This is a genomic window from Vibrio sp. 1401 (genome assembly GCF_033340295.1).
Window position 1 is genome coordinate 1 of the sequence record NZ_JAWOWF010000491.1, and the last position, 630, is coordinate 630.

General features: G+C 41.3%; 1 pseudogene. It reads left to right on the top strand.

The window, feature by feature from the left end:
* Nucleotides 1–304: 304 nt before the first annotated feature.
* Nucleotides 305–630, top strand: a pseudogene (locus R7Z77_RS26400) (tryptophan synthase subunit beta); the annotation flags it as partial.

The following is a 630-nucleotide window of genomic DNA, read 5'->3' on the forward strand; positions in this document are numbered from 1 at the left end:
TGACATAACATGGCTTGAAATCCCTAACATCTGCCAACGGAAACGAATCTAACTTTCGTTTTCAGACACCATCGCAGAGTACACTTCCTTGTACTCTGTTTGTCCCGAAAGACCCTTGTGACAGCCTAGAGTCTTTCGGGACCTTTTTGTTCCTCTTACTCACATTTTCCTCCAGACAAGATCAATCTCGTACTATTTAACTAGTTCATGATAGCAGCATCACGATTTAAGCAACTGATCACACAACCTATTTGTGAATTTGGGTATAAAAGTATCAATACTCTCATTTACTAGGACGTAACTAATGAAAAATTCTTTCGACCACAACATGCCAAACAATGAAGGATATTTTGGCGAATATGGTGGCAGCTTTGTCCCGCCAGAGCTTGAGCAAATCATGCGAGACATTAACGTCGCTTACGAAGAATGTTGCCAAGATCCAGAGTTCAAAGACGAGTTAGCTCGCCTTTATAAACACTTTGTCGGTCGACCTAGCCCTATTTTTCATGCCGCGAATCTATCTAAGAAATACGGTGCCGACATTTATCTAAAGCGAGAAGACTTGAACCATACTGGCGCTCACAAAATTAACCATTGTTTAGGTGAAGCCATCCTTGCAAAAAAAATGGG